Annotated in this window: 17 protein-coding genes; 7 read left to right on the top strand and 10 right to left on the bottom strand. The window is 45.1% G+C overall.

The window, feature by feature from the left end; genetic code table 11:
• Window positions 1–14: 14 nt before the first annotated feature.
• Together ATB74_RS06215 and ATB74_RS06210 are read right to left on the bottom strand one after the other, a co-directional pair.
• The gene (locus ATB74_RS06215; protein ID WP_061017291.1) at window positions 15–1,373 is read right to left on the bottom strand and encodes a hypothetical protein; all 1,359 of its coding nucleotides are present in this window, start codon (window positions 1,371–1,373) and stop codon (window positions 15–17) included.
• Window positions 1,370–1,624, bottom strand: a complete 255-nt coding sequence (locus ATB74_RS06210; RefSeq protein ID WP_061017288.1) for a cold shock domain-containing protein — start codon at window positions 1,622–1,624, stop codon at window positions 1,370–1,372. Before ATB74_RS06210 ends, ATB74_RS06215 begins: the two co-directional genes overlap by 4 nt.
• 267 nt (window positions 1,625–1,891) lie before the next feature.
• On the opposite strand from ATB74_RS06210, the gene ATB74_RS06205 reads away from it, so the two are divergent.
• The 5 genes from ATB74_RS06205 to ATB74_RS06185 all read left to right on the top strand — a co-directional run bounded on the left by ATB74_RS06205 (window position 1,892) and on the right by ATB74_RS06185 (window position 9,414).
• The gene (locus ATB74_RS06205; RefSeq protein WP_244270904.1) at window positions 1,892–3,304 is read left to right on the top strand and encodes a TolC family outer membrane protein; all 1,413 of its coding nucleotides are present in this window, start codon (window positions 1,892–1,894) and stop codon (window positions 3,302–3,304) included.
• A gap of 150 nt (window positions 3,305–3,454) precedes the next feature.
• Window positions 3,455–4,540 (top strand): efflux RND transporter periplasmic adaptor subunit, encoded by a 1,086-nt coding sequence (locus ATB74_RS06200; protein ID WP_061017286.1) that lies wholly within the window; start codon window positions 3,455–3,457, stop codon window positions 4,538–4,540.
• Between the two features lie 6 nt (window positions 4,541–4,546).
• Entirely contained in the window at window positions 4,547–7,666 is a 3,120-nt protein-coding gene (locus ATB74_RS06195) for an efflux RND transporter permease subunit (RefSeq protein ID WP_061017284.1), read from the top strand.
• Window positions 7,667–7,864: 198 nt separating this feature from the next.
• A complete protein-coding gene (locus ATB74_RS06190; protein WP_061017282.1) occupies window positions 7,865–8,644 on the top strand; it encodes a hypothetical protein in 780 nt (259 codons plus the stop codon).
• 233 nt (window positions 8,645–8,877) lie between these two features.
• On the top strand, window positions 8,878–9,414 hold the full coding sequence (locus ATB74_RS06185) for an RNA-binding S4 domain-containing protein (protein ID WP_061017280.1): 537 nt from the start codon (window positions 8,878–8,880) through the stop codon (window positions 9,412–9,414).
• Window positions 9,415–9,531: 117 nt separating this feature from the next.
• Here the strand turns inward: ATB74_RS06185 and ATB74_RS06180 are convergent, their stop codons facing one another.
• From ATB74_RS06180 to ATB74_RS06145, 8 genes are all read right to left on the bottom strand, one after another.
• A complete protein-coding gene (locus ATB74_RS06180) occupies window positions 9,532–11,265 on the bottom strand; it encodes a sodium:solute symporter family transporter (protein WP_061017278.1) in 1,734 nt (577 codons plus the stop codon).
• On the bottom strand, window positions 11,258–12,253 hold the full coding sequence (locus ATB74_RS06175) for an ester cyclase (RefSeq protein WP_061017276.1): 996 nt from the start codon (window positions 12,251–12,253) through the stop codon (window positions 11,258–11,260). The genes ATB74_RS06180 and ATB74_RS06175 overlap by 8 nt, the downstream gene beginning before the upstream one ends.
• A 17-nt stretch (window positions 12,254–12,270) precedes the next feature.
• Window positions 12,271–13,245, bottom strand: a complete 975-nt coding sequence (locus tag ATB74_RS06170) for an ester cyclase (RefSeq protein ID WP_061017273.1) — start codon at window positions 13,243–13,245, stop codon at window positions 12,271–12,273.
• Window positions 13,246–13,758: 513 nt separating this feature from the next.
• On the bottom strand, window positions 13,759–15,039 hold the full coding sequence (locus tag ATB74_RS06165) for a TRAP transporter large permease (protein WP_061017271.1): 1,281 nt from the start codon (window positions 15,037–15,039) through the stop codon (window positions 13,759–13,761).
• The gene (locus ATB74_RS06160) at window positions 15,036–15,599 is read right to left on the bottom strand and encodes a TRAP transporter small permease (RefSeq protein WP_061017268.1); all 564 of its coding nucleotides are present in this window, start codon (window positions 15,597–15,599) and stop codon (window positions 15,036–15,038) included. The genes ATB74_RS06165 and ATB74_RS06160 overlap by 4 nt, the downstream gene beginning before the upstream one ends.
• A 175-nt stretch (window positions 15,600–15,774) precedes the next feature.
• A complete protein-coding gene (locus tag ATB74_RS06155) occupies window positions 15,775–16,770 on the bottom strand; it encodes a DctP family TRAP transporter solute-binding subunit (RefSeq protein ID WP_061017266.1) in 996 nt (331 codons plus the stop codon).
• 295 nt (window positions 16,771–17,065) lie between these two features.
• Window positions 17,066–18,031, bottom strand: a complete 966-nt coding sequence (locus tag ATB74_RS06150; protein WP_061017264.1) for a LacI family DNA-binding transcriptional regulator — start codon at window positions 18,029–18,031, stop codon at window positions 17,066–17,068.
• 139 nt (window positions 18,032–18,170) lie between these two features.
• Window positions 18,171–18,920 (bottom strand): HpcH/HpaI aldolase family protein, encoded by a 750-nt coding sequence (locus tag ATB74_RS06145; protein ID WP_061017262.1) that lies wholly within the window; start codon window positions 18,918–18,920, stop codon window positions 18,171–18,173.
• Window positions 18,921–19,239: 319 nt separating this feature from the next.
• Here ATB74_RS06145 and hisD point away from each other — a divergent pair, with 319 nt between their 5' ends.
• Window positions 19,240–20,532 (top strand): histidinol dehydrogenase, encoded by a 1,293-nt coding sequence (gene hisD, locus ATB74_RS06140; protein ID WP_061017259.1) that lies wholly within the window; start codon window positions 19,240–19,242, stop codon window positions 20,530–20,532.
• 1 nt (window position 20,533) lies between these two features.
• The gene (locus tag ATB74_RS06135; protein ID WP_061017257.1) at window positions 20,534–21,265 is read left to right on the top strand and encodes an SDR family NAD(P)-dependent oxidoreductase; all 732 of its coding nucleotides are present in this window, start codon (window positions 20,534–20,536) and stop codon (window positions 21,263–21,265) included.

Raw genomic sequence — 21,265 nt, 5'->3', positions numbered from 1 at the left:
ACTCAAGGTTAAGTCTAAGTCTTACTTAAGGCGGATTGTATCAAGGTGGATTGTATCGTCAGTAACTTTTGATCCCACTTGCGACGGCGAGCAAGCTCAAGTGGACTCTCTTGTTTCGCTAATATGCGATCAGCGTGCGCTATTTTATTGGTCAGCCAAAGGCTTTGATACTGCCAAATATTTCTTACTATCGTATCAGCGGTTACTGACTTATTTTTTGATTTCAACTGCTCAATGGCTTGATTTATGTGGTCGAGTTTGGATTTTAATCGAGCTATTTGGTCTTCAGGCGAGAGTGTTGGGCGTCCTCTCTTAACTGTTTTTTCTATTGGCGAGCTACTTTCAGTGCCATTACTTTGCTTAGACTTCAATTGTGAAAAACCGATGTTGTGTCCATTAAGTCGCTGCTCTTGGCACAGTATCTGGTCTTCTAATACTAGGCTCTGGTTGACGAGTTTTTGTAGGTTACTCATCGGTTTTCTACCGACCCTTGTTTGGGGTGTTGCTTTGTTGCTTTTCTCGATCGCGTTGGCGGCCAGTGTTTCGATACTTAGTGCAGGTTGGTTGTGCCCAAGACACGCGTGTCTGTATTCGAGGTACGTATCTTGGAGCGCTTGCTCTTGTCGCATCAATTGTACAGGCAAGGGGAGTGCAGGCCTACCCGCGCTGCTTTGTGCTTGCCTTGGAAGCAGTGAATCAATTTTGTGTTCAATAATATGCAGCATCAGTAAGCGAATGATTTTTCGTTGATGCTTGACGCGATCAAGCACAAATGAAGTGCTGTCACTCCGGAAATTATTGAGACTCTCTGAATCATTCAACAACGTTCCGTTGCTCTCTCTGATGCCTGATTTGAAATTTACGGTGACGGTATAGAACCAATCATCTTGCTCAAATCCAGTCGCCTTAACTAATGTACTTTCGATCCAATGGGTCATTGTTTGCGAGATTACCGTTTGAGAGACAGCTTGCTCATTGAGCCAAAGCTGATCCGCGAAATCACACGCTAATATGGATCTTGGCTGCGACGGAAGAGACCGAATCCGAAGTTGATACAAGCTAATAAGTTGCTGAACATTGCCTGATACTTTCTCTTGAATGCTTTGCCATTGCTTGACCGGATCAGAGTGACGTTGTGCAGACAGCATTAGGTTATCAATACTGCTCCAAATCTTATATTCCTCGGAGCCACTGATGATGACGGCGCTAATGAGAGCCAACTGCTCTGCGTTGTGTTCTGGATAGTGTTGAAGAAGCTGATCTTGATAACGGAGGTTAAGACTCACGTAATCTTGATAGCCTTTTACGACGTGTTTAGCGAGCTTCACAACTGGCGACAGCGTAGGACGACCTCGTTGATGGGTATTCATCATACTGACTCTATTGCAGAGAAAGGTTTAGCCAGAGGTAGTACTTTGACGGCATTCCAGTGAGGCTTACCTTTTACTTCTTCAAGCTCCATATAGACACGCTGACCTTCCTCTAAGTTAATTTCACCATCAAATTCAATGACACTGATGTGAATGAGCACATCAATATCACCGTGATCAGGTTTAGCAAAACCAAACCCGTTTTCTAGGTGAAACCAAGTGATGTAGCCACGAGTGCAAATCAAATCGGACATTTACGAGATTAACTCAGTGAATGGGTAATGAGGTGATTCTATCAGTGGGTGCTATGACTAATTTTGATTTGAATCTATTTAATAAGTAGTTAATTAATTCCAAATTCTATGTGGAACCCGACACAAAACCCTCGGTATTCGCCAGCAAATCATGATTTAGAACAAGTTTGACTCCGACGGCGCTACAGCTCGACCCTCTAAATCGCAAAACTTGACTCAAAAGGGCGCAAGTCCATTCATCCATTTGATGTGTTGGTGGGTCATTCCATGAAAAAACAAACTTCAATGCTTTCAAGTACGGTTGCCGTTCATCACAGAACACCGAGATCTTCTATGAAGATTTCGGCGTTAGCTGTGCTGGTGGCCGGAGCATTCACGAGCTACGGAGCCTTGGCTGAAGGTGTCAGCTTAAGTGAGCTGTATCAGCAATCTCTCGACAATAACCCTGCATTAAAAAGTGCTGCATTAGCCATTGATAGTGCGACTTATGGTGCAGACAAAGTAGGTGCCGGATATTTACCTCAGGTTGATGCAAACCTTGCGTATGGTGTGCTTCGTAACAGCTACACAACACTCAACGAGATAGATACCAACGCGGCACAAGCGTCTATTTCCGTGGGGCAAAATCTTTATAACGCGAAACTGAACGCGGCAAATGAGCTAAGTAATCAACAGGTTGAGTTCAGCCAAGTCTCACACCAAGTCGCGTTAGATAGCCTCGCTTTACGAGTCGTAGTGGGTTATTTCAATGCCCTTAAAGCGCAAGAGTCGTTAAAGCAAACCAAAGCGACACAAGAAGCGATCGAAGAGCAGCTTAAGCAAACTGAACGTCAATTTTCATTGGGGATGATTCCGGAAAATGACGTGATTGATGCGCGTGCTCAGTTCGACTTGGTTTCTGCATCGGTCATTGTGGCTAAAAACGAAGTTGAGAAATCATTAGACGCGCTTTATGAGCTGTCTGGTCATGAGTTTACGTCGGTTTATCCACTGAATACTGACCGTTACGCTGCCAATATCCCAACGCCCGAAAATGCACTGACATGGCAAGAAAAAGCGCAGCAATTCAACCCTGAGATGCAAATTCAGAAACAACTGGTTGAGCTAAGCAAGCAGCAGATTGAACTGGCACAAGCAGGGCATAAACCCTCGCTAGGCTTGGTTGCTGAGTACCGTTATACGTTTGCGAGCGAGATTCGTAGAACCGAGATGGGTCAGTCAAAGCAGCAGTTTAATAGCATTGATGACAACTCAACCGTGTTTGCCGGCGTTGCAATGACCTTGCCTGTTTACCGAGGCGGGGCAACCAGTAACGAAGTACAACAAGCCAAAGTTCAATATCAACAAGCCCTTCAACTTCAAGAGCAATCTTGGAGAAGCGTGACGCGCCAAATCCGCGGTGCAGAAAAAGACCTCAACGCCCTTATTAGTGCCCAGCAAGCTTATGCCAACTCAGTTCATTCTGCTGAACGCTCACTTGTTGCAACCCAGCAAGGTTTTGAAATTGGCAGCAGAACGATTGTCGATGTGCTGAACGGAACTCGTCAGCTCTATGCAGCAAAGCAAGACCTGACTGAAGCGCAAATTGATTTCATTTTGGTGTCACTGCAGCTCAAGTTCTTGGGTGGCGAGCTTCTACCTGAAGACATCAGTGCGATTAACGCTGGTTTGAAACGCTAGTTGAAAAAGTGGGTTAAAGCGCTCGTTCGAAATCATGGCGTCAACGCCGAATAGAAAATAGATCAAATGTGATGGCTCCTGATATTAAAAGCTCAGATTGAATCAAGATGCGGTCACTCAATGTATCGACGTATTTGTAGAGAACATACGATGAAAAAAACAATAACGTTATTAACCGCAAGTATCTTACTTGCAGGCTGTGGTGGTAATTCACAACCTACGGAGCAAACAGCAGCTCCAGTGCCTAGTACACCTGTAACTGTGGTACTTGCAGAAGAAATGGCACATTCGCCAATCCAATACCATGTAGGAAGAATGGAGGCGGTTGAGTCTGCTCAACTGACACCAAGAACCAGTGGTTTCTTGTTAAACAAACTCTTTGATGACGGTGCCTTTGTCGAAGCGGGCGCTGTGCTTTTTGAAATCGACCCAACGTCATACCAAGCGGCATTTGATGCGGCAAAAGCAACCTTATCTGAAGCGCAATCGGCACTGAGCTTGACTCAGCTAAACCATGAAAGAACCACTCAGATGTTGAAGTCGGGCGGTATTTCACAGTCGCAGCTCGATTTGAGTATTGCTGAACTAGAGATGGCGAGATCTCGAGTGGTGTCTGCGCGAGCAAACGTAAGGGTTCAGCAAGACAACTTAGACCAAACCCAAGTTAAAGCACCGTATTCAGGGCAATTAGGGAAAAGTAACTTCTCTATTGGTGACATGGTAGGACCTAACTTTGGCCCTTTGACTGATCTGATCAAGATGGATCCGATCGATGCGACATTCTCGATTAAAGAAAGCGAACTGAGTCAATATCAGCTTAAAGGTAAGCAAGCGACATCAGTATTGCTTGAGCGTGATGGTCAATTGACGGACTACCAAGGCAGCATCGCTTTTGTTGACAACAAAGTGAATGCAGCCAGTGGTACGGTGACGATTTCTGCCTCTTTTGATAACAGCGAAGCGGGTCTGCTGCCGAATCAATTTGTTCGTGTTGGGCTAACGAGTGCAGAACCATTAAGCGGCGTGCAAATTCCTCATAAGGCGATCCATCAAGATCAGCTCACTCAATATGTGCTCACCATTGAAGAAGGCAATGCGGTACGTCGTGATGTCGTTGTCGGTGATCGAATTGGACAAGATGTTTTCGTCGCAAATGGCTTGGACGCCGGTGAAGAAGTGATTGTTGGCGGACTGCAACGCATTCGTCCTGGTGCCCCTGTTTCAGTTGCGGAGTAATAGATTATGCTCAGTAAATTTTTTATCGACCGACCGAAATTTGCATTTGTTATCTCGATCTTCCTGACCTTGATTGGTTTGATTGCGATTAAAACCATGCCGATTTCAGAGTACCCAAGCGTAACGCCTCCACAAGTTCGTGTGGTGGCGTTCATGCCGGGTGCCAGTGCTGAAACCGTAAAAGAGGTGATTGGTAATCCAATCGAAGAGGAAGTGAACGGCGTTGATGGCATGGTTTACATGCAGTCGCGTTCAACCAACGATGGCCGTTACTTTTTAAACATTACCTTTGATAACAGCGTTGATGCCGATATGGCGATGGTTAACGTATCTAACCGCGTTGCCGTTGCTGAAAACATGCTGCCGTTTGAAGTTCGTGCTCGTGGTGTGCGTATTCGTAAAGCCGCGCCGGATGACTTGCTTGCGATTGCTTTCTACTCTGAAGATCAATCGATGTCAGAGCTAGAGCTAAACAGCTGGGTTGAATCAAACTTCATGGAGCGTATCGCTCGTATCTCTGGCTTGGCGAGCAGCGATTTGATTGGTGCGACCTATGGCATGCGTGTGTGGCTTGATATGGACCGTATGGCGTCACTAGGCGTGACAACATTTGATGTGAAGAACGCGATTCGTGAACAAAATGCGGTAGTGCCTGCGGGGCGAATTGGGCAAGGTCCTAGCCGTGAAAATGCCGCATTGCAGTTTAACTTGATCACACAAGGTCGACTGTCGAGTGCAGAAGAGTTTGAAAAAATTATTGTAAAAACGTTAGCGGACGGCAATCAAATCTATCTGAAAGATGTATCAAACGTAGAGATTGGCAGCCAATTCTATGATGCCTATGCAACCTACAATGGCGGAGATGCCGCTTTAGTTGCAATGCAGGCAAACCCAGATGCCAACGCTTTGGAAACAGGCGCTGCGGTTAAGTCGGTATTGAAAGACATTGAAAGCATCATGCCTGCAGGAATGACATACGCGATCCCATACGACACCACTTTATCGGTTGAAGCGTCTATTCGCAGTATCGTTGAAACCTTAATTGTTGCTGTCGGGCTTGTGATTGCGGTGACTTACCTGTTCTTAGGTAATGTGAGAACAACACTTGCACCTGTGGTTGCGATTCCTGTTTCTTTAATTGGTACTTTTGCTTTCATGCAAATGGGTGGCTTTAGTATCAATACCGTTACCTTATTTGGCTTGATTCTGGCGATTGGTATCGTGGTGGACAATGCAATTTTGGTGGTTGAGAACGTAGAACGCATTCTTAATGAAAACCAAACTATTGATGCCAAAGAAGCAACCAATCGAGCGATGAAAGAAGTAACTGGTCCGATTGTCGCTTCGACATTGGTCATGCTCGCGGTGTTTATTCCAGTGGCATTGCTGCCAGGTATCACGGGGCTGATGTTTGCTCAGTTCTCTATCACCATCTGTATCGCTTTGGTGCTATCCGCTATCAATGCACTCACTTTGTCACCTGCACTATGTGCAATGGTTATGAAGCGCAATCCTAAGCCTGCTAAGTGGTTTGTGGCATTCAATGCAATGTTCAATAAAGTGACGACGGCTTACGGCAAAGCAGTGTCTTTATTGGTTCGCAAATCAGCAGTGCTTCTGGTTTCGTTCGCAGTGGCTATTGCTGCCATGGTTGTGATGAATGACAAGCTACCGACGGCATTTGTTCCAGCTGAAGACAAAGGCGTGTTGGCGCTCGCTATGTTCTTGCCTGACAACGCGTCGAAAGAGCGTACTCATGACTTGATCCGTCAAGCTGAAGCGGTATTAAACCAAGACCCAGCAATTGAAGATTTCGCAGGTGCGATTGGTTTCAATGCTCTGACCGGCGGTGTTGCCGCTAACTCAGCAACCATGTTTGTCAATTTGAAAGACTGGGATGAGCGTCTTGCAATGGATGGCGACCATACACAAGCTGCGGTCGCCCAGCGCATCAACATGCAATTGTATGGCATTGATAAGTCGATGAGCATCGCGATGGGTCTACCACCTATTCCAGGTATTGGTATCGGTGATGCACTTGAGTTTATGGTGCAAGACACGTCTGGCCGCACTGCTCAAGAACTCGCGCAAGTGACTTACGCGATGATGGCAGCGGCAAATCAAGCGCCAGAAATCACCAATGCGATGACGACTTATCGTGCAAATGTTCCACATTACAACGTCGAAGTTGATCGCGAGAAAGCGCGTCAGTTAGGCGTACCACTCAGTGCAATTAACGATGCGATGGCGACACATTTGGCGTCTTCATACGTTAATGACTTTGCCCTAAACGGAAGAAGCTACCGAGTTTTTGTTCAAGCTAAAGGGGAACAACGAAATGATCTATCTGATGTGTTACGCATACATGTCCCGTCGGCGCTTGGCGAGCAAGTTCCGCTGTCTGCTGTCGCAACGATTGAACCGACATTAGAGCCTGATCTCGTCACAAGCTACAACATGTTACCTGCGGCACGTTTGCAGCTAAATCCAGCTCCAGGTTACTCATCTGGTGAAGCGATTGATGCAATGGAGCGCATTGCCGAGGAAGTTTTAACTCAGGGTTACACCTATGAGTGGACGAACATGGCTTATCAAGAGAAGTTGGCGGGGAACACGGCTCAAATCGCTCTGGTTTTAGCACTGGTATTCATCTACTTGTTCCTTGTAGCTCAGTACGAATCGTGGGCTCTGCCTGCTGCGATCATCATTGTGGCTCCAACCGCTGCTGTGGGTACCTTCGCGGCGCTATTAGCGGGTGGGCAAGCCTTGTCTATCTACGGTCAAATTGGCTTGATTCTATTAATTTCCCTTGCAGCCAAGAACGCGATTTTGATGGTCGAGTTCTCAAAGCTGAAGCGTGAAACTCAAGGTTTAAGTATCGAAGAGGCAGCGATTCAAGGCGGCAAGATGCGTTTTAGAGCCGTAAACATGACGTCATGGTCATTCATTCTTGGCATCTTGCCTTTGGTGTTTGCCAATGGTGCAGGGGCTATCTCTCAGAACACCACTGGATTGGCACTACTGGGTGGAATGTTGATGGTGCTGGTGGTCGGTTCGATGATGACTCCGGGCTTCTATGCCATTTTCCAAACGCTTCGTGAAAAACTGAAAACGAAACAACAGTAACCCATAGCCTCAATAAAGTGGCGGCAAAGGTGTGTTGTTGCTTTATTGATGGTTTTCACCCCTCGTTATGAATTTTAAAGATTGTTTTTATCGTCTGATAATTGAGGGAGGCAGGGAGTATTTCTCTGACCAAGTTATTAAACATGAGCCATGTGAGTACGGAAGCGGCTATGGCTCCAATGAGAATAAGGTTTACACATGAAAAAACTATTACTGACCGCTTCAATGTTAGCTGCAATGTCTGGTACTGCTTTTGCGAATGAAGAAGAAAGCCAAGTGATTGATCCATCGGATCTAACTCGTGTTTATACGCAAGCGGCTTTTTTTGTTACTTCTGACGCTGATATCCGTTTGTCTTCAATGCTAACAGGAGCATGGTCTGAAACGACTCAGTTCGGTGGCTTTATCGAAGGTAACTTTGGCGACTCCGATGCTAAGCCTGGCAAAGATTCAATGGGCGTTGATTACCTTGGTAGCCGAGCTCAATATTTCCAAGTATCGGCGATTGATAGCTCATTGATGCCACGTGTTGGCTTCATGGCAGACTTCATCCACACTAAGAACTCAGCACTGGGCTTGGATGACAACACGTTGATGTCTGTCGGTGCAATCGGCTTGATCAACCCTGCTTATACCGGCGGTGCAATGCTGTTTCCAAACGTAAACTACACCATCGGTGAAGTGTTTGGTGAAACCGCAGACGGCTACATGCTAAACCTGTTTGCCACCATCCCAATGGGAGATTCTGGCGCGTTTGTTCAAGCATGGCCTGAATACATGAACGTTTCTGGCGATACAGTGGAACTTGAGTCGACGTCTTTTAATGTCATGATGAACGCTCCTATTAAGGAAGACCGAACTCAGTGGCTAATGACGAAACTGCAATACGCGTCTGCAGATGTCACTCTACCAACGGGCGTTACGCTAGAAGGTGACTACGAGCTCAAGGCTGAAGTCGGCGTGAAGTGGTTCTTTTAACGCACTAGGGTGAGCTATCTATGGTTTAGCGACCTAACAAGCGGTAACTGAGCTATGGTTTAAATAAGAAGAGAGCTAATGACGTTAGTTCTCTTCTTTCGTTTTATGGCGCTAAAGATAGCTTTAATCCAGTGAACTAGATGCTTGAACCATAATTCAACATGGTCATTTAGTTGTTTTAAGATTACACTGCGCCCAATATTTCAGAAGTACATATTTAGGTAGAGGTCACCATGGACCAAGAACATTACGAAGACGCTGATTACGAAGGCCAAGAGCTGGGCGAAGAAGGCGAAGAGATTGAAATTGAAGCAATTGGTATTGATGTTTCATCACAGCCAATCGAGCTCTACAAGGTGTTTAAAATTGCTAACCTAGTGAGTGGTGGCGGTGAAGCTAAACACATCATCTCTGAAGGCTACGTAGCGGTAAATGGTGAGCTGGAAACGCGTAAGCGTCGTAAAATGTACGATGGCGACTTTTTTGAATTCAACCAAGAATACTATGTAGTGGTGTGTGATCAGCCAGTACAAGAAGAATTAGAAAAGCCGAAAAAGAAAGAAGCGCCTAAAAAAGAGAACAAGGCGAAGAAAGGTCAGTCTAAAAAGGATTCTAAGAAGAAAGAATCTAAGAAAAGCAAAGCAGAAATGCTAAGCGCAAAGGCTGAGCCAAAGAAAGAGAAAAAAGAGAAGAAACCGAAAAAGAAAGCGGATGCACCTAAGCCAACACGTGATGACAAAAGCGGCCGTAATTCGATTGAGTTCTTCTAACGTTGTTCTTTTAAGACTGAAGCAACGTTAAACCTCGGTTTTACGTTGAATAGACATAAAAAGGCTCACTATCTAGTGAGCCTTTTTTGTTGGAGCTAGTTTAATTTGAGGATAACTCTAGCTGGTTTGTTCTACTTCATTTGACGTCTTAGATCGCTTGAATGAGTAAATCATATAACCTATGACACTTGCCGCAACAATGACAGAGCAGATACGGATAAAGTTAATCAACATCGGTGCATTCTCAATGAACTCGTTAATCCCCCACAGTAGAACGAGCGAGAATACAAACATCACGAGTAGTCCCCAACAAGGTGCATCGACTTTACCCGGAACAACATACCAACCGTCTTCTTTGATCGGTTTGTTCAAACGCGCGTACTCTGCTTGTTGACCTTTGACTGTATAAAGGTGCATTTCTTTTTGTTTGCCAGTTAGCAGCAAGCTTGCTGCGTACGCGACAATTGCATTCACGAAAACACCGATGACACAGTACCAAGGCCAAGCGATATCAGTCGCTACTGCTACATACCAGATTGCTAAGAAGCTTGCTGCGACACCAATTAATAGTCCCTTTTCTGTAATATGTTTGGAGTAGAAACCAAGCACGAACATACAGAAGTTTGCACCTACAAAATAGGAACCCGCTTTACTTAATATCTCTAAAACTGAGCCTGTACTGGTTGCAAACATGAAGGCTGGGATGATGATACATAGCGCCCACATAACCGTGAAGAAACGCGATACTTTGAGGTAATGTTCCTCTGACTCGTTTTTCTTGTAAAAGCGTTTATAGAAGTCAGTAACAGAGACGGTAGCCATAGAGTTAAAAGCGGAGTCTAGGCTCGACATACTTGCTGCAAGAATAGCTGCGGCGATGATTCCCATCAGCCCCGGCATACCATATTCGCTGGCATAGTGCAGGATAATGGTGTTGCCATTCTCAAACTCTTTACCATCGTAGTAAGCGTTAAATAACACGCCTAATAGAATGAATACGAAGTAGATGAAGAACGCAACGTAACCCATCATTAGCATCGCTTTTTTCGCATCACCCATGCTTTTCGCTGCCATGCAGCGTTGAACCATCATTTGGTTACCGCCATACACCGTAGTGTGGAACATTGTCATGGCGATAACGCCAGCCCATACGGTGGTAACTTGGCTCAAATCTAAATTAGTTTGTAGTGCATTGGTCATGCCTTGTGACTTCAGATCTTGCATCACTTCAGTCATTGGTTGTGGCATGCCATTCCAAACGGCTTCGATGATGATGAATGCCCCAAGAAACAGAATGACCGCTTGAATGACATCTGTCCAAATAACGGCGGCAATTCCTCCCATGACGGTATAGATTAGCGCGATAACAGTGACAATGACGATGCAGTACGTAACGTCGATACCGGTAATGAACTCAAGGATTAATGAGGTCGCATATAAGACTGCTGCTGAGCTTATCGCTTGTTTAATCAAGAAAATCAAAGACAGAGTGATACGTGAGGCTTTACCAAAGCGTCGTTCTTGATATTCATAAATTGAAGTGAGACCGTTGTTGTAGAAAAACGGCATAAACACAGCAACGATAAAGAAAATCACCAAAGGGTAGTTTAGGTGGATAGCGATCACTGACAAGCCTTCTTTGTAAGACCAAGCTGGTCCACCTAAGAAAGACATCGCACTAACATAGGTACACACAACAGAAATACCGATGGCCCACCATGGAATATTTCTATCGCCTAATGCAAATTGGTTGGCGGAAGTCACGCGTCTACCAACCAGTGCTCCCATAACTAAAGTCAGGACGATATAGGTACCGAGAATTGTCCAGTTTAAAGCTCCAAACTCATACATGCTCACGTCCTTTTAATTGTTCTTCCATTTGCTCAAACAGATCGTAACCAAGCTGTTTTAAGATGTGTGCGATATCGATAGCGACCCAGTTCTCCTTGAGTAGTTCGCCTTCTCGTCGCCAGATATCCATAACGCGAAGCTCGATGTGCTTGCCTGTCGGTGCCAATCCCAACCAGCCACTGGTGCCAGTATGTGTACCGTGCATGTGTGGCCAGCCACCTGTGGATACGTAGTCATTTTTGGACAAAATATTGAGCTCGATATCGACACTTCGATCAGGGAAGGCAAATACAAATGGTCCTTGGTGGTGGTCGCGGAAACCTTGGATTCCACGTGTCGTACCAATCGCAGCTGGTCCGTACCACATGAAGTCGTCATGCCAGTAGTTTTCTAGATCCATTGAATCAAGGCGTTTACCATCAAATCGACCCAAGCAAGCCAACATGTCTAGCACGAGCTTTTGGCTTTTCTCGCTGTCTTCCGCTGCGATGCTACCGGTCTGTATTCCGTCTTGAGTCGCTGGGGTAGGGACTAATCCTGCATGGCCTAGGCTCTTGCGTAACGGACTCACGCCAGCTTGGTTCATTGCATCAATAAAATCAGGGATTAGATAGGACTCAATAATTTGACCATCTTGGGTGCAAACCATTTCGGTGTAGCGCAAGTAGAGTGTTTTTCCTGTTGCTGGGATACCAAATAACGGTTTTAAAAATGTACCAACAAAGTAGCCAGTAGAGTTTACCCAAGTGCGGCCTTCGTATTCACCTTGCATAATGATTGAAGGGCGTCGTTCAACATCAGGTAGCGAGTTTATTAGCGGTAATAGAAACGCTTGCTCAGTCGCATCGACACCAGAGACGTCGTTAATCGGATGAGCGACACACCATTTAACGTCAGCATTTAGCATCTCTTGAGCTACTTGAGTCCGTTCGGATGAGTGAGCGTTAAAATAGGTTCTGTAGAAATTTTCTATCAAGCTGTTCAACATAATACTTCCTTATATAGTTAACCGATTTGGATGAGAATCTGTTTCCAGACAGCACTTTCATCAAGTAAAGTAAATTCTCTGCGTAGGCCCCAAGGTCCAAACTCTGCATGGCTGATTCCCATGATGTAAACGTCTTTGCCTGTAGGCTTTCCAAACATGCCGTAGCCTTCATGCTTGCCTTGTAGCGACCAACGAATAGCCGCACGAGGTGACATCATTTCGTCATTGCGACCAATACGGTGGTGAATTTTGAACTCCGCGTTCGGAAATGAAGAGCGCAGTGACATCCAAAACTGGTCGATCTCGTTATGAGATAGTGCAGTTTGACCACCCGTGTATTCACCGATACAAGCTCGGTCATATTCTTTTGGGATTACCGAGAACTCAGCACTCATTACACGTCGCAGTATGTCTTCATAGCGCTGACCGTATTCATTGTCATTTCCTACACCAAGGTAAGGGCCTTGAATGTCGACTTGGGGAGTGAAAGGGAAGGGGCATTGCTCAACACCACCCTCTATTTCGATTTGTTGACGAGCGTACTCTTCTGACTTCATACCCAGTTGGTTTGCAATCGCAGCGATGTCTCGGATCATCCACTCGTCATTGATTTGGTTATTGATGGCATGGCAGTCAGCGATAATTCGAAACTTAAGTGTTTTGTTCGTGGCTTTACCAAATACACCATCATTAGTGTGAGTAGCTGTTGAAATGATTCGGTGTGATGAAAGCATGCCTTGCTCAGGAGTCCCTGACCAAATAACGTCTTCACCCAATAAGGTACGGTTCGGGAACTCGGTTAGTGTGCCCATGGTCGCGCTGATGACCTTTTCGTTTCCCTCGGTGATGGAGAGTGGGGTACGGACGATAATGTCAGGTGAGTAATAGTTATGTAGGGTACTCAGACCTCGATCTTCCCAAATTTCTTTAGTGATACCTAATATGTAATCCGGAAAATCTTGCCATTTAGAATCAAAGCCAACCATAGCCATTAATCACCTCCTGATGCGTCATAAAATTAGTTATTGGATTTTTTTTGGTTACGTATCCAATATTGCCTTTTGTTATCACTGTGTCAATGAGGTGTTTTGCATATGTTTTTTTATTGTGGGTTGGATCTGTTTTTTAACAACTCTCAAAATACGGTTCTCAGTAAGATAATTGAGTGATGGTTCCATATTTATCTAGTGTATATGAACAAAATAATTAGGTTGAAATGTAGTGTTTGTCTGTGCAACTAATTGTATTTGTTGATTTTATTTTGGGTGCGGCGAGGTGGGCATTATACCAGAGAGTGCTCTGTGACGATTTATTATATCGAAGTGATGACGAGAGGGGATTTAGAGTAATTATTCTTATATGATGGAACTTCACTCGGATTGTTAATTTTTTGTTTAGATTTGTTTAGTTTAAAATGGATGCGCATGCAACGATAAGTTTGGGAATGGTTGGATTGAAAAAGCCACTCAAAGATGAATATTGAGTGGCTTTGTTGATGGGTACGCTTAAGACAATAATTCTGGAAGGAACAGTGATATCGCTGGCACAAAGGTAATGATCATCAAAGCGACGAGCATGGCACCAATCCAGCCTAAAATCGCCCGAGACAAGGATTCAATCGGCACGTTACCTACTTGGCTGGCCATAAATAAGTTGGCGCCGAGTGGGGGAGTGACAAACCCGATGGCTAGGTTCACGATCATCACGATACCAAAGTGAATTGGGTCCATTCCTAATGCGGTCACGATAGGCAGCAGGATTGGAGTTAAGATAACAATCGCCGCTAATGTCTCCATGAATGTACCGACGATCAGTAGCAGTGCGGTGATACATAGCAAGATGAGCAGCTTGTTTTCCGTGATAGACAGAATGAACTGTGCGATCTCGGTTGGTAGACGCTCAAGCGTTAGGATTCGACCAAAGGTAACTGAAGCGCCCACAATCACAAGTACTGCACCTACCAATAACGAAGATTCTAAAATGATCTTCACGACCTTTTTGTAATCCAGCTCTTTGTAAACAAACATGCCGAAAAACAAGCCGTATAACACACCAATCGCCGCAGATTCAGTTGGCGTGAATACACCAGAGTAGATGCCGCCAAGAATGATTACGGGCAATAGCATTGCCCAAATCGCTTCTTTAAGCGCTGCCATTCTCTCAGGCCATGTTGCTTTCTTATCGTTACCTTTGTAGCCGCGGATTTTAGATACGATCAAACAGTAACCGATAAGGACGAGCCCGACGACAACCCCGGGGATAATGCCGGCCATGAACATTTTCGTTACAGACACTTCTGCAGTAATGGCATATACGATCATCACAACAGATGGTGGAATAATCACACCGATACCGCCAGACGAAGCGATCAAGGCACCGGCAAAGCTTCGGTCGTAGCCTTTTTTAACCATAGACGGAATCATGGTTAAGCCAATAGCCGCAACGGTTGCTGAACCTGTACCAGAGATGGAGGCAAAGAACATACACGCAACGATCGCCACAATCCCTAAACCACCAGTGAAGTGACCAAAGAAGACTTCAGCAACATGCAAAAGGCGTTTTGATATACCGCCTTGGCTCATTAAGTTACCGGCCAATGTGAAGAGTACTACGGCCAATAGTGGGAAAGAGTCTAGGCCTGTCACTAAGCCCTGAACTAAAAATTCGATATTTAAGAAGGGTAGGCTTAAGATTGCCAGCATGCTGGCACCTGCGAGTGCAATACCTACGGGAACGCCAATAAGAATCAGTAATCCGAAACTACCAAATAACAAAGCAGAGGTCATAAGCTTAGCTCCAACAAGCGGTTAGAAGTGCGGTGTTTTGCTTTCAAGTGACGGTAACGGTGTTGTGTGAGTCGAACCGACTTTGGTGAGTAAGCAATAATTGAAATGCGCTTATTGATGCTAACGACAAGGCGAATGGCGCTGAGCACGGCACAAACAAGTACAGAGGCATATAAGCATGCAATCGGGATTTCCATTGCAGGAGCGATTTGGCCCAGTTTCAGGCTTCGACCAATCACTTTGAAACCAAACCAGGCAACGGTGCAGCTGAAGGCAAGGTAAATAAGATCAGAAAGAATCAAAGCGTAGTGGGTTAAATTGCCAGGTAGTTTATCGATGAACAGGCGAATGCGAATATGTCGATCATCACGAATACAGTAGCTGATGCTTAAGTACATCGCCCAAACGAAAAGGTAGCGGGCAAGTTCTTCTGCCCAAGCAATTGAAGCGTCGAATAGGCGCAATGCTATCTGTAAACAGAGTAGAGCGGTCATCAACGAGATAGAAAGTACGATCAGTGTTGGTTCGAAGTATCGGTCGAACAGGCGAAACCATTTCATACGTAACTCCAAAGAGTGTTGAAAAGGGCATTGAATGCCAATGAATGAACTGCACCTCAGGCTTAAAAGCTGCTTATCTATAAAGCGATTTTTAAAAGCTTGGTTTTAAAGTGAAGCCTCAAAGCCTGAGTCAATAACGGGCACCCATGAAGGGCTAGCAATCGTGATCAGTTAATTAGAGTTGCTCTATTTCTGTGATCACACTGTCGAATAGCGCTTCACCGGTTTTGCTACGAAGCTCTTGGTAAACCGCTGCATTCATCTTTTCTTTCATTTGAGCACGAACGTCGGTTGGCACTACGTTGACTGTCATGCCTTTCGCTTCAAGTTCTTTAATGACTTCTTGGTTCTGTTTAGCCGCGAGATCACGCTGTACTGCGATGGTTTCTTGGCTTACTTCATTGATTAGAGTTTGCTGATCACTCGGTAGAGAATCCCAGAACTCTTTATTCATGAATAGCACGTAGTTAGTGTAAATATGATTAGTTAGCGATAGGTACTCTTGTGCTTCATAAAAACGCTCAGCGTAAATAGAGTAGACCGCGCTTTCTTGTGAATTGATTAAGCCTTGTTGTAGCGAAGTGAAGATTTCACCCCAAGAAAGCGGTGTCGGTGCCGTACCTACCGACTTCCAAGCACTGATTTGTGTTGGGTTAGACGCTGAACGAATCTTTAAGCTGTTCAAGTCTTCAATGCTGTTAATAGGTTGCTTGTTATTGGTGATGCTGCGGAAACCAACTTCCATGAAGCCTAAGCCATGAAAGCCTTTTGATTCCATTGATGTAAGAAGTGGTTTGCCAATCTTGTCGCTGTCCAGCGCTTTGTGTGCTTGCGCTTCGTCTTCAAACAGGTAGAAGACATCAAGTACGTTGAACTCAGGTACGTAAGGTGAAAGCAGCACCGATGCACCAAACGTCATCTGTAAGTTACCTTGCTGAACAAGCTCTGTGGTTTCTCTTACATCGCCCAGTTGACGGGCTGGGTAGATTTCAACTTCAAGCTCTCCGTTAGAGCGAGATTCCAACTCTTTTTCGAAGTGAAGCATCGCTTTGTGAACGGGTGATGTTTCTTGGCTGTCGTGAGCAAGGCGGATCACATTGCTTGCAAAGGTATTCATGCTAGACAGCGTTAAGCCGAGGGCTGTAATTGAGGTAAAGATTGCGCGTTTCATCATTCTTCCTTGTTCATCACATGGCTTTTATGTGCATTCATTTGAGCCATGTTGTTCAGTGGGTTATTTATCCGCACTTCATATCCTAATTTTGCATACGAATCCAAAATATAAACACAGAGCTAACAAGTCAATAACAATCGGGGTGATTTGATAGTGAAGTTAATATCAATAGATGAATTTTTAGGCGAGATCACAGAAAAAGCCCTAATACGAGATTAGGGCTTTTAGTCTAAAATTACCGGCGTTGAATGAGCTGGTTTGCAGCAAGTTTGTTAAAGGGGATTAAACACTCTTAAGAGCCCTTGGCTGTACTGCCTCGTTCTATAATGGTGCCAGGTTCGAGCAGGTACTCGCCCTTCGCATCTTCATTGTCGTTAATTCGTTGCATCAAGTCTTCGACGGCACTTTTCACGATTTTATCGATAGGCTGGGCAATGGTAGTGAGGTCATAGCTTGGCCAAGCTGCCATAGGGATATCATCCACGCCCATGATTGCAAAGTCTTGTGGGATGTTACACCCAAGCTTTCTTAAACCATCCATAACGCCCATTGCGAGAATATCATTGGCACAGAACACGGCGTCAGGTTTTGATGTGTGTTCCATTAGCTCTTTTGCTGCCTCTAATCCTGCTTCAAAACTGTATTTTGCGTTGATGAAAATAGGGGAGGCCGCTTCACGTGTTTTTGCGGTTTCAGAGAAGCCTAACCAACGTTTGTCACTGGTCATTGATCCTGCGTCACCACTTACGTATGCCAGCTGTTGGTAGCCTTTATCAAGTAAATAATCAGCCGCTTGTGTGCCAGCTTGCTGGTTGTCTAAACCAGCGCTGTTCGCATTAATGCTTTCTGTATAGCGGTTAATCAGGCTTAAGTGAACGCCAAACTTTTCACATTGTGCAAACGCTCGGGAGGTGAGACGGCTGGTGGCGATGATTAAACCATCAACTTGATATTCAATTGCACGTGAGATAGCCAGATCGAGGTCATCTTTGTCGATAGGGCAGAGTACAACTTGACCGCCACGCTTTTGAATTTCCATCGCGAGCGCACGAGATTGCAAGTCGTACATTGGGTTCGATTCACTATCGAGTGCGATAGCTACAAGTCCTGAGCGATTAGAAATCAAGCTACGAGCAATAGCGTTGGGTGTATAGCCAAGCTTGGTAGCGGCATCCATCACCATTTTTCGCTTCTTCTCACTGATACTTGCAGTCGGGCTAAATGCCCGAGAAACGGTAGATTGAGATACGCCAAGCATCTTGGCGACATCAATAGAAGTAACTTTCGCTTTTATGGTGAATCTCCTTATAACGCGATAAATCCAAGCGCAACGTCATAGTCAATGAGTCTGGTTTGATAATTACAATACGTGTAACCGTTGAAATCACAAAGAAAAATTATGATTTCATGACGGCTTGCTCATTTCGAAAGCCATCAATGATCATTTTGTGTTCAGAACCCACACAAAAGAAGGACACGCCAAGCTCTTTCCAGTCACGCGCAGCCTGAGCATTTGCGACGAACATACCTACAGGTTTGTTTGCTTTTTTAGCCGCCTCAATGATCTTGATGCTTGCTTCACGTACGCACTCTTCGTTAACGCTCGCTGATCCGTAAGATACGGCTAAATCAACTTGACCGATGAACAATGCATCAATGCCTTCAACTTTTGCTATAGATTCAGCATTTATCACCCCCTCCGGGTCTTCTATTTGTGCAATTACAACGGTGTTATTTTGGCTATCTTCTAAGTGTTTTGCCATCGGTTTGGTTGCGTACTTTGCTGCTCGGCTTGAACCGGCATAACCTCGGCCGCCTTCACCGTAATGAGACATTTTCACCAGTTTCTCTGCTTGTTCTGCACTGCATACGTGTGGGATCTGAATTCCAGTAGCACCGCAATCTAGCGCATTCAGTATGGTCGATGGCTGGCTATCTTGGACTCGAACAACGCAAGGCAGTTGGTTGGCACGAGCAGCAAGTAGACAAGCATCCAGTGTCGATCTATCAAAAGGGGCGTGTTCCGCATCTAGCACAATGAAAGGGAGTTCTGCTAGCGCAAGCACTTCAATGATGTGTGGGTGAGGCGTTTTGACAAATGTGCCGAGCAGTTCTGCGTGGTTTAGTGTGTTTTTAAAGTTATCCATTTCTTTTATCTCTCCATTGCAAAGGTATGCAAAACTTAACATGTGTTGTTGTAAAAAAAGAGTAAAAACAATGTGATCAATGCAACATAAATTGATTGTATTTTAATCCAGTAGGTACTGTATCTGGCCATTTTGAAATGATTTTTATCTTTAAAACAATAAGTTGCATTTGATTTTTCAAATCGAGAAATGAACTTGCCAAGTGTTAAAAAAATGTTTATGTTTATTTTGCATTCGTATCCAAAAGTATACAAAACAAAAACTCTGTTAAAACTACACATAAGTAAACACTAGGCATACGCCACAAGGAGAATTAAGCATGGCTCGCATTCTAAAACACGGCATAACTGAAGAAGCATCAGCATCAAACAACGCGCAAGTACGTCAAACGGTTGAGAACATTCTTTCTGACATCGAAAAGAAAGGTGACAGTGCAGTACGTGAGCTTTCAGAAAAATTTGATAACTGGTCTCCGGAGCAGTTTCGCTTAACAGATGACCAAATTCAGGCATGTGTGGACGCATTGGACGAATCTACTAAGCACGACATTGAATTTGCACAAACACAAGTTCGCAACTTCGCTCAGATCCAACGTGACTCAATGCATGATGTAGAAGTAGAGACCATGCCGGGTGTTGTATTGGGCCACAAAAACGTGCCAGTAAACAGTGTTGGTTGTTACATCCCAGGTGGTAAGTACCCATTGGTTGCATCGGCACACATGAGTGTTCTTACTGCGAAAGTGGCTGGCGTGAAGCGTGTGATTGCTTGTGCTCCTCCTTTTAATGGTCAACCAAATGTGGCGATTGTTGCGGCAATGGCGATGGCTGGTGCGGATGAGATTTACTGTTTTGGCGGCGTACAAGCGGTAGGTGCAATGGCACTTGGTACAGAAACGATTGCTCCAGTAGATATGATCGTTGGTCCGGGTAATGCATTTGTCGCAGAGGCAAAACGTCAGCTGTTTGGTCGTGTTGGTATCGATTTGTTCGCTGGCCCAACAGAGACGCTTGTGATTGTAGACGAAGAGGGGTGTGACCCTGAATTAGCAGCAGCGGACTTACTTGGTCAAGCTGAGCACGGTTACAACTCTCCAGCGGTATTGCTAACGAATAGCGAAACTTTTGCAGAAGAGACAGTAAAAGAGATTGAGCGTCAGCTAACGATTCTTCCTACTGCTGAAGTGGCAGGTAAGGCTTGGGAAAACTACGGTCAAGTTATTGTGTGTGATAGCTACGAAGAGATGGTTGAAGTGGCAGATGACATTGCTTCTGAACACGTACAAGTAATGACAAAAGATCCTAAGTACTTCCTAGATAACATGACGAATTACGGCGCGTTGTTCTTGGGTCGTGAGACAAACGTTTCTTACGGCGATAAATGTATCGGCACTAACCATACTCTGCCAACAAACAAAGCAGCGCGCTACACCGGCGGTCTATGGGTTGGTAAATTCATTAAAACATGTACTTACCAGCGCGTAACTGAAGCGGCTTCACTAAAAGTCGGTGAATACTGTTCACGTCTATGTGCACTAGAAGGTTTCGCTGGTCATAAAGAGCAAGCAGACATTCGTGTACGTCGCTACAAAGAAAAATCGGTAGAGGCATAACATGACAAAACTCGCCTTAGTTACAGGCGGCAGTGGCGGCATTGGTGCCGCCATATGTCACAAATTAGCGCAATCTGGCTATCGCGTTGTCTTTACCTACAACAGTAATGAGGTTGGAGCTCAACAGATCTTGGACAGCTTACAAGGTTGTGGTCATGCGATGTATCAACTGAATGTTGAAGACAGCTCTGCGATTGGCGCATTAGCAGACCAAGTTAAAGAGTCGTCGGATTCATTAGACTTGCTAGTGAACTGTGCAGGTATGACGAAGTTTGTCGCGCACAATGATTTAGCGTCTTTGAATGATGAGCTGATAGACAAGATCTTCCGCGTCAATGTTCGAGCTCCATTTGCAATGGTTCGCGCGTTTGAACCTTTACTTCGCAACGCTAAGGGTTGCGTAGTGAACATCACTTCGATTGCAGCACAAACCGCAATGGGCAGTAACGTGGCGTATTGTGCGAGTAAATCAGCGGTTGAAAACATGACTCGTTCATTAGGCCGTGCTTTATCTCCAGATATCCGAGTACTCGCTGTTGCTCCTGGCTTAGTGGATACCGAATTTGTCAAAGGCTTAGACGATGAATGGCGCAATGCACAAGAGCAGTCGACACCGCTTAAACGACTAGCGAGTGACGAAGAAGTTGCCAACGCCGTTTATGCAGCTGCAGAGCTACTGACATTTTCAACCGGTAACACCATCGCAGTCGATGGCGGAAGACCGCTAGGTTAG

Origin of the sequence: Vibrio splendidus, assembly GCF_001557875.1 — a bacterium.
Classification (GTDB): domain Bacteria; phylum Pseudomonadota; class Gammaproteobacteria; order Enterobacterales; family Vibrionaceae; genus Vibrio; species Vibrio splendidus_F.
The sequence above is the reverse complement of the archived record's forward strand: the minus strand, read 5'-3'. Positions and strand labels throughout refer to the sequence as shown.